The sequence below is a fragment of the Streptomyces anandii JCM 4720 genome (assembly GCF_014650655.1).
Lineage (GTDB): Bacteria > Actinomycetota > Actinomycetes > Streptomycetales > Streptomycetaceae > Streptomyces > Streptomyces anandii.
The window spans coordinates 423415-430961 of sequence record NZ_BMVJ01000004.1; the positions used below are offsets into that span (position 1 = coordinate 423415).

The 7547-nt window shown below is 74.6% G+C and carries 10 protein-coding genes; 7 read left to right on the forward strand and 3 right to left on the reverse strand.

Annotation, left to right across the window (positions count from 1 at the left end; translation table 11 throughout):
* Positions 1-147 precede the first annotated feature (147 nt).
* Entirely contained in the window at positions 148-1662 is a 1515-nt protein-coding gene (locus tag IE249_RS10605) for a long-chain-fatty-acid--CoA ligase (RefSeq protein ID WP_189704509.1), read from the reverse strand.
* Positions 1663-1778: 116 nt separating this feature from the next.
* Entirely contained in the window at positions 1779-2966 is a 1188-nt protein-coding gene (locus tag IE249_RS10610) for a thiolase family protein (RefSeq protein WP_189704510.1), read from the reverse strand.
* A gap of 122 nt (positions 2967-3088) precedes the next feature.
* Here IE249_RS10610 and IE249_RS10615 point away from each other — a divergent pair, with 122 nt between their 5' ends.
* The 7 genes from IE249_RS10615 to IE249_RS10645 all read left to right on the forward strand — a co-directional run bounded on the left by IE249_RS10615 (position 3089) and on the right by IE249_RS10645 (position 7389).
* The gene (locus IE249_RS10615) at positions 3089-3928 is read left to right on the forward strand and encodes an alpha/beta hydrolase (RefSeq protein WP_189704511.1); all 840 of its coding nucleotides are present in this window, start codon (positions 3089-3091) and stop codon (positions 3926-3928) included.
* Positions 3929-4043: 115 nt separating this feature from the next.
* Positions 4044-4301 carry a WhiB family transcriptional regulator gene (locus IE249_RS10620; RefSeq protein ID WP_189704512.1) on the forward strand — a complete coding sequence of 86 codons (258 nt, stop codon included), beginning with the start codon at positions 4044-4046 and terminating at the stop codon, positions 4299-4301.
* The gene (locus tag IE249_RS10625) at positions 4298-4780 is read left to right on the forward strand and encodes a Dps family protein (protein ID WP_189704513.1); all 483 of its coding nucleotides are present in this window, start codon (positions 4298-4300) and stop codon (positions 4778-4780) included. Before IE249_RS10620 ends, IE249_RS10625 begins: the two co-directional genes overlap by 4 nt.
* A 48-nt stretch (positions 4781-4828) precedes the next feature.
* On the forward strand, positions 4829-5182 hold the full coding sequence (locus IE249_RS10630; protein WP_189704514.1) for a DUF3140 domain-containing protein: 354 nt from the start codon (positions 4829-4831) through the stop codon (positions 5180-5182).
* Positions 5179-5832 carry an HhH-GDP family DNA glycosylase gene (locus tag IE249_RS10635; protein ID WP_189704515.1) on the forward strand — a complete coding sequence of 218 codons (654 nt, stop codon included), beginning with the start codon at positions 5179-5181 and terminating at the stop codon, positions 5830-5832. Before IE249_RS10630 ends, IE249_RS10635 begins: the two co-directional genes overlap by 4 nt.
* 263 nt (positions 5833-6095) lie before the next feature.
* Positions 6096-6650, forward strand: a complete 555-nt coding sequence (locus IE249_RS10640) for a hypothetical protein (protein ID WP_189704516.1) — start codon at positions 6096-6098, stop codon at positions 6648-6650.
* Between the two features lie 49 nt (positions 6651-6699).
* Positions 6700-7389: a DUF3566 domain-containing protein gene (locus IE249_RS10645; protein WP_189704517.1), complete on the forward strand. Its 690-nt coding sequence runs from the start codon at positions 6700-6702 to the stop codon at positions 7387-7389.
* Between the two features lie 25 nt (positions 7390-7414).
* Here IE249_RS10645 and IE249_RS36865 read toward each other — a convergent pair.
* Positions 7415-7547, reverse strand: a 133-nt coding sequence (locus IE249_RS36865) for an HAD hydrolase family protein (protein WP_229858087.1), incomplete at its 5' end; no start/stop codon positions are given.

Genomic DNA, 7547 nt, shown 5'->3' on the forward strand with positions numbered 1-7547 from the left:
CGAGTGCCGCGAATCCCCAGCCGGATATGTGCCAGAGCGTCATCGTGTTCATGCGGCCACCGATCCTATGTCCGGACAACCGCGTGCCGTGAGGACCGTCTCGCCTGGTGGCACCTGCCCGCGCCGCCTTACGGCCGGGCGGCCCCGTCAGCTCGTCTTCGCGTACCGCGCCCGCAGTTCGCGCTTGAGGACCTTCATGCTCGGTCCGAGGGGCAGCGCGTCGGCGAACTCCACGCGGCGCGGGTACTTGTGCCGGCCCAGGTGCTCCTTCGACCACTCGGTGAGGGCGGCCGCGTCGGGGGCGGCGCCGGGCGCGGGGACGACGACGGCGCACACCTCCTCGCCGTGCAGTTCGTCGGGCAGGCCGATGACGGCGACCTGGGCGACCGACGGGTGGCGCAGCAGCACCTCCTCGACCTCGCGCGGGTAGACGTTGTAGCCGCCGCGGATGACGACGTCCTTCTTACGGTCGACGATCCTGAGGAACCCCTCGTCGTCCTTGGTGCCGAGGTCGCCGGTGCGGAACCAGCCGTCGACGAGCGCCTCGGCGGTGGCCTCGGGCCGGCCGAGGTAGCCGGAGAACACGTTGTGGCCGCGCACGACGACCTCGCCCAGTTCGCCGGGCGGCAGGAGCTCGACGCGGTCCTCGGCCTCCGCGCGGGCGATCTCCACGTCGACGCCCCACAGCGGGTGGCCGACGGTGCCCGGCCTGGTGCCGAACCAGGGCTGGTTGACGGTCGCCGTCGGCGAGGTCTCCGACAGCCCGTACCCCTCGTGGATCCGCGCCCCGAAGGCGGCCTCGAACCGCTCCAGCACGGCCACGGGCAGCGAGGCGCCGCCGGAGATGCACACCCGCAGGCCGGGCAGTGCGCCGGCTTCGGCCGCCGCGGCCGCGAGGGCGACGAACATGGTCGGCACGCCGTGGAAGGTGTTCACGCCCTCCTTCACCATCAGCTCGATCGCGCGCGCCGCGTCGAAGCGGGGCAGCAGCACGAGCGTCGCGCCGGCCCGCCAGGTGGAGTTCATCGAGACCGTCTGCCCGAACGCGTGGAAGAGGGGCAGCGCGCCGAGGGCCACGTCGTCGGGGCGGATGTCGTTGGCGTCGAAGGCGTTGACCGTCGCGTTCATCACCAGGTTGAAGTGGCTGAGCACGGCGCCCTTGGGCACGCCGGTGGTGCCGCTGGTGTAGAAGACGACGGCGGGGTCGTCGGCGGCGCGGGTCACATACGAGCGCAGCGGCTCGGCGTCCGCCGCCAGCATCTCCAGCTCCGCGCCCAGCGTGACCACTTGAACGCCCGCGGCGCGGGCGGCCGCCCCGCCGGTCTCCGCCTGCGCCGGGTGGCACAGCAGCAGCGTGGCGCCGCTGTCCCGCAGGACGTGCTCGGCCTCCTCGGCGGACAGCAGCAGGTGGACGGGGACCACGACTCCCCCGGCGGCCGCGATCGCGTAGTAGGCCTGCGGGAACTCGGCGGTGTTGGGCGCCATCAGCGCGACCCGGTCCCCCGGCCGCACACCAAGAGCGGCCAGCGCCCCGGCCTGCGCGCGGGCGCACTGCCAGACCTGGGCGAAGGTGAGCCTGAGTTCGCCCTCGACCAGCGCGGTCCGGTCGGGGCGGCGCCGGGCGTTCTCGGCGAGAATCGCGGCGACGGAGAGGGTTGCCATGGAGGGGGTGCTCCGTTTCGTTGCGGCTCTTGTTGCTGACTTCCTTGTGGGAAGCCCCCGTTGCCGACTCCCTCGCGGGAGGCCCCCCGTCGGTGCGCGTGGCGCGCGGCTCTCGCCTAGTGCCGCTCCACCAGCAGCGCGCTGCCCTGTCCGACGCCGACGCACATCGTGGCCAGGCCGCGCGCGGCGCCCGTACGGCGCATGCGGTGCAGCAGGGTGGTCAGGATGCGGGCGCCGGAGCAGCCCAGCGGGTGGCCGAGGGCGATGGCGCCGCCGCTCGGGTTGACCAGGTCCTCGTCGATGCCGAGCTGGTCGACGCAGGCCAGTGCCTGGGCCGCGAACGCCTCGTTGAACTCGGCCTCCTCCACGTCCCCGGTGCTCCAGCCGGCGCGGGCCAGCGCCTTGCGGGTGGCGGGGACCGGCCCGATCCCCATGACGTCGGGGTGAACGCCCGCGGAGGCACCGGCGACATACCGGCCGAGGGACTCCAGGCCCAGCTCGTTCAGGGCCTCCTCGCTGACCAGGAGCAGGCCCGCGGCGCCGTCGTTCATCGGGGAGGCGTTGCCCGCGGTGACCGTGCCGCCGGCGCGGAACACCGGCTTGAGGCGGGCGAGTCTGTCGTAGGAGGTGTCCTCGCGGATGCACTCGTCTCGGTCGACCACCACGCCGTCGGGGCGCTCGACGGGCAGCAGTTCGTGGTCGAAGTGGCCCAGCTTGCGCGCCTCCGCGGCCCGTTGGTGGCTGCGCAGCGCGAACTCGTCCTGCCGCTCGCGCGGGATGCCGTACCGGGCGGCGACCTCCTCGGCGGTCTCGCCCATGGACAGCAGGCCGTGCAGGTCCTTCATGGCCGGGTTGACCAGGCGCCAGCCGAGCCGGGTGTCGTGGGTCTCGATGCGGTGCGGCAGCGCCTCGTCGGGCCGTGGCAGGACGAAGGGCGCGCGGCTCATCGACTCCGAGCCGCCCGCGAGCACGATGTCCGCCTCTCCGGCGGCGATGGTGCGCGCGGCGGTGGTGACGGCCTCGAGGCCGGAGGCGCACAGCCGGTTGACCGTGGCGCCCGGGACGGACTCGGGGAGCCCGGCGAGCAGGGCCGCCATCCGGGCGACGTTGCGGTTGTCCTCGCCGGCCTGGTTGGCCGCGCCCCAGTAGACGTCGTCGATGCGGGCCGGGTCGAGCCCGGGCACCTCGGCGATCAGGGCGCGGATCACGGCCGCGGCGAGGTCGTCGGGACGTACGCCGGACAGGGCGCCGCGCAGCTTGCCGATCGGGGTGCGGCGGGCGGCCGCGAAGTGGACGGGGCGCACGGAGAAACTCCTCAGCATCCATTAATTAGCACTGCTAGTTTTTGACTATAGACCTCCGTACGGCCCCCTGGGAAGATCCCGCCGGAGGCTGTCGAGGCCACACCGACGCAGATGGAGGAGCCATGCCCGAGTCCCGCGAGCACCCGGACGCCGGTCCTGCCGGGTCCCGCGAGCACACCCTGACCGGAGCGCGGGGCGCGCTCTTCGTCCGGGAGTGGCCGCATCCACGGCCCCGGTACACCGTCCTCGTGGTGCACGGCTACGGCGAGCACTCCGGCCGCTACGCCGGGGTGGCCGACGCGCTGGTGGCGCACGGCGCCGCCGTCTACGCACCCGATCACGCGGGGCACGGCAGGTCGGAGGGCGAGCGGGTGGTGGTCGAGGACTTCGAGGACGTGGTCGCCGACGTCCACCTCGTGGCCGACATGGCCCGCGCCGCGCACCCCGGACTGCCGCTGGTCCTGATCGGTCACTCCATGGGCGGCCTGATCGCCGCCCGCTACGCCCAGCGCCACCGCGAGGAGCTGACCGCGCTCGTGCTGTCCGGCCCTGTCATCGGCGCCTGGGAGCTGCCCGGACGGCTGCTGGCACTGGACGAGATCCCCGACACGCCGATCAGCCCAGCCGCGCTGTCCCGGGACCCGGCGGTCGGCGCCGCCTACGCGGCCGACCCGCTGGTGTGGCACGGTCCGATGAAGCGGCCCACCGTGGAGGCGTTCGCGCGGATGCTGCGGACCGTCGACGAGGGCGGGGACGTCGGCTCGCTGCCCGTGCTGTGGCTGCACGGCGACGACGACCGGCTGGTCCCGCTCGCCGGCAGCCGCGTCGGCGTCGAGCGGCTCGGCGGCGCCCTCACCGAGCGCGTGCACGCGGGCGCCCGCCACGAGGTGTTCCACGAGACGGACAGGGCCGGGGTGCTGGCGGAACTCACGGTCTTCCTGGACGGCGCCCTGCGGCACTGAGCGCCACCGCCCTGGCCGGCCGGGGAGGACGCTCGGCGCCGCCCGCCCGGTCAGGGCGCCCCGCCGGGGCCCGCCGGGGCGTTTGCCGTGGTCCGCGCAGGGCACCCGCGCCCCCATGGAGTGGTTGCGCAGTGCCGCCTGCGTGGGTGAGGACCCCGAACTGTTCTTTCCCGTGGGCACACACGGACCGGCGCTGCGGGACGCCGCGGCCGCCAAACGCGTCTGTGCCCGGTGCCCGGTGATCACCCAGTGCCTGTCCTTCGCGCTAGGCAGCGGACAGACCTCGGGTGTGTGGGGCGGGACCGGCGAGGAGGAGCGCCTCGCACTGCTCCGGACCGCCAGAGACGATTCCGCAAGGAGAAGCACCGTATGACTGTCGTCAAGAGCACGATCCCCGACTCCGCCCGCCGGGTCGCCGGGGAGGCGCTGCAGAACACCCTCGTGGATCTCCTCGGGCTCTCCCTCATCGGGAAGCAGGCGCACTGGAACATCGTGGGGCCGCGGTTCCGCTCCATCCACCTCCAGCTGGACGAGGTGGTGGCGGCGGCCCGCTCCTTCGCCGACACGGTCGCCGAGCGCTCCTCGGCCCTCGGCCTGCCCCCGGACGGCCGCCCGGAGACCATCGCCTCGGCCTTCACGCTGCCCGGCCCCAAGGACGGCTGGGTACGCGACACCGAGGTCGTCGAGGTGCTGATCGAGGCCCTGGAGTCCGCCGTGGCACGGCTGCGCGAGCGCATCGACGCCACCGAGAAGGCCGACCCGGTGACCCAGGACCTGCTCATCGCCGTCACCGCCGAGCTGGAGAAGCAGCGCTGGATGTTCGCCGCCGAGAACGTCTCCCACGACGACTGACCGGCGCGGCCCCGCACGCTCCCCGCACGACGAACGAAAGAGGCACCGATGACCGACGCCCTCGAACTCGACGCGCTGTGGGAGGACTTCCACCGCGTGGTGAACATGACCTCCGCCGAGCTGGCGGCCTGGCTGCGGGTCCGGGACGCCGACGAGAACGCCGAGCCGCTCCCCCAGGAGGCGGGCACGCCCACCGGGCAGCACGTGCTCGCCATCCTGCAGAAGCGACGCACCGACCTGACCGACGACGACCTGCGCGTGATGCGCAGGGTCGTCGACGCCGTCGTCGCCCAGGCGGACCTGGAGAACGAACCCGAGCCCGAGTCCGGCGACGCCGAGGACACCCGAAGGCGGCACCGGCTGATGACCCTCGGCCACGATCCCCTCAAAGCGGCCCGGTGAGCCGTGACCGGGACGCCAGGGTCCTGAACGAGCTGGTCAGGGTGCACGGCGAGACGTTCGCGCACGAGGCCGGCATCACCCTGAGGAACACCCCGCAGCCGCTGTACCGGCTGCTGGTGCTCGCCGTCCTGCTCAGCGCCCGCATCCGCGGCTCGGTGGCCGTCGCGTCCGCCCGCGCGCTGTCCGAGGCGGGTCTGCGCGATCCGCGCCGCATGGCCGGCGCGGACTGGCAGGCCCGCGTGGACGCGCTGGGCCGCGGCGGCTACCGGCGCTACGACGAGCGCACGGCGACCCAGCTCGGCGACGGCGCCGAGCTGGTGCTCGAGCGCTGGGGCGGCGACCTGCGCAGGCTGCGCGCGGAGGGCGACGGGCGGGTCCCCGAGCTGCGCGCCCTGCTGCGGGAGGTTCCGGGGCTCGGCCCGGCCGGCGCGGACATCTTCCTGCGCGAGGTCCAGGCCGTGTGGCCCGAGGTGGCGCCGTACCTGGACGCCAAGACCCTCTCCGGCGCCGGCCGCCTCGGCCTGCCCGAGGACGCCGGCCGGCTCGCCGGTCTGGCCGGCGGCACCGACCCCGCCGCTCTGGCGGCCGCGCTGGTGCGCGCGGCCCTGGACAAGCACGTCGTGGAGGAGTGCCTGGCCCACGCGGCTTGAGCACCGCGCCGCCGCCCATCGCGGTGCGCCGCCGTGGCTTCGCGCCCCATCGCGGTGCGCCGCCGTGCCACCGCAGCGCCGCCGTCGTACGACCGTCGTAAGGCCGTCGCGCCGCCGTCACCCGGACGGCCGTGCGGGTCACCCGGCAGGCGTGCGGGGTCACAGGGGCGCGCATAGCGTCGGAATCGCACACCAGTGGCGGTATCACCGGCGGCCAGTCGGCCGTCTGCAGGTGCCCCTTCGGCGTGGGAGGCCGGTCAGCCATGAGACTCACCGCAGCGCGCCGGCGCGGCCGCGGCCGCCATCGCGGCAGACCGCTCCTCACCGACCGGTGGCGCGAGGCGGCGCGGACCCGCCTCACCCCGGTGCAGCGCTCGCTGCTGATCACCTGGGCCTCCTTCGGCGTGACCTTCGGGACCGTACGGATCATCACGCACGGCATCCGGGGCGGCTGGCTGCCCTGGGGCAACGTGTCCGTGGGCGGCGAGCACCTGCACCACTACGACTTCGGCATCGCCCTGCTCGCCTGCCTCGGCCTGGTCGCGGTCCGCGGTGACGAACAGGCCGTCGGGCACCCGGCCGTCGCGGCCGCGTACGGCTGCGGCACCGCGCTGATCTGCGACGAGTTCGCGCTGCTGCTGGACCTCCAGGACGTGTACTGGGCCAAGGAGGGCCGGCTGAGCGTCGACGTCAGCCTCGGCGTGCTCTCGGCGCTCGGCGTGTATCTGACGGCGAAGCCGTTCTGGCACGAGATCGGCCGGATCACCCGGCACCACGTCCTCGCCACGGCCGGCCACCGCGCACGCACCGCCGCCTGACTCCCCGCCGTTCCGAGCCGCCACGCCCCCGCACCACGAGGAGACAGGCATGAGCCCAGCCCGGCGCCCCCGCCCCGCCCCGGCCGCGGAACTTCCCGGCCTCACCGACGCCGGCGAGGTCACTGCCGTCGCCGACCCGCCCGGCCCGCCCGGCCCGGACGACCTCCCCGAGGACCCGCTGGACCCGCTGAACCCGCTGAACCCGCCGCCGTCGCAGGGCCCCCTGCCCGTGCACATATCCGGCGCCGACCCCCGGTCGGTGCTCAGAGCGGGCGCGTGGGCCCTGTTCGGGTTCGGGGTGTGCGTGAGCGCCGCCCTGGGGGTGGTCTGGATCGTTCTGAAGGTGACGGGCCAGGACCCCTGGCTCCCGGCCGGCTGGGCGCTGCTCGTCGCCGTCGCCGCGGTGGCGGTCGAGGTGGTCCTGGGCACGGCGCTGGCGACGCTGGTCGCCGTTCTCTACAACCTGACCTCGTCGCACGCCGGCGGCCTGCGCATGACGCTGAGCGACGAGGACCCGGAGGCGGCCTCCGGCCCGCTGCCCTCACCGCTGCCGGACGTCGTGCGCCTCCTCGGGCGCGTCCGGGCACGCCTCGGGTTCCCGCCCGCCGGGAGCGGGGCACGCTACGTCGAGTTCGCCGACCGCTGCGGCCGGGCCTGGCGCCGGCTGCGGGACCGTGCCGCGCGGCGGCTCACCGGGTTCCGTACGGCCCAGCGCGCACGGCGCGACCGTACGGAGTGACCCCCGGGCCGCTCACGGACCGTGCTCAGTCCCCGATGCCGGCCATCGGCGGACGCAGCAGCCGGGCGACCGTGCGCAGGACGCCGTTGTCGTTGTTCGACGGCGCCAGATGACGGGCCCGGCGGACGACCTCCGGGTGGGCGTTGGCCATGGCGAAG

Coding starts and splice junctions, on each gene's coding strand:
- IE249_RS10605 (WP_189704509.1), bottom strand. CDS start 1,662: ATGGCAACCCTCTCCGTCGCCGCGATTCTCGCCGAGAACGCCCGGCGC.
- IE249_RS10615 (WP_189704511.1), top strand. CDS start 3,089: ATGCCCGAGTCCCGCGAGCACCCGGACGCCGGTCCTGCCGGGTCCCGC.
- IE249_RS10620 (WP_189704512.1), top strand. CDS start 4,044: ATGGAGTGGTTGCGCAGTGCCGCCTGCGTGGGTGAGGACCCCGAACTG.
- IE249_RS10625 (WP_189704513.1), top strand. CDS start 4,298: ATGACTGTCGTCAAGAGCACGATCCCCGACTCCGCCCGCCGGGTCGCC.
- IE249_RS10630 (WP_189704514.1), top strand. CDS start 4,829: ATGACCGACGCCCTCGAACTCGACGCGCTGTGGGAGGACTTCCACCGC.
- IE249_RS10640 (WP_189704516.1), top strand. CDS start 6,096: ATGAGACTCACCGCAGCGCGCCGGCGCGGCCGCGGCCGCCATCGCGGC.
- IE249_RS10645 (WP_189704517.1), top strand. CDS start 6,700: ATGAGCCCAGCCCGGCGCCCCCGCCCCGCCCCGGCCGCGGAACTTCCC.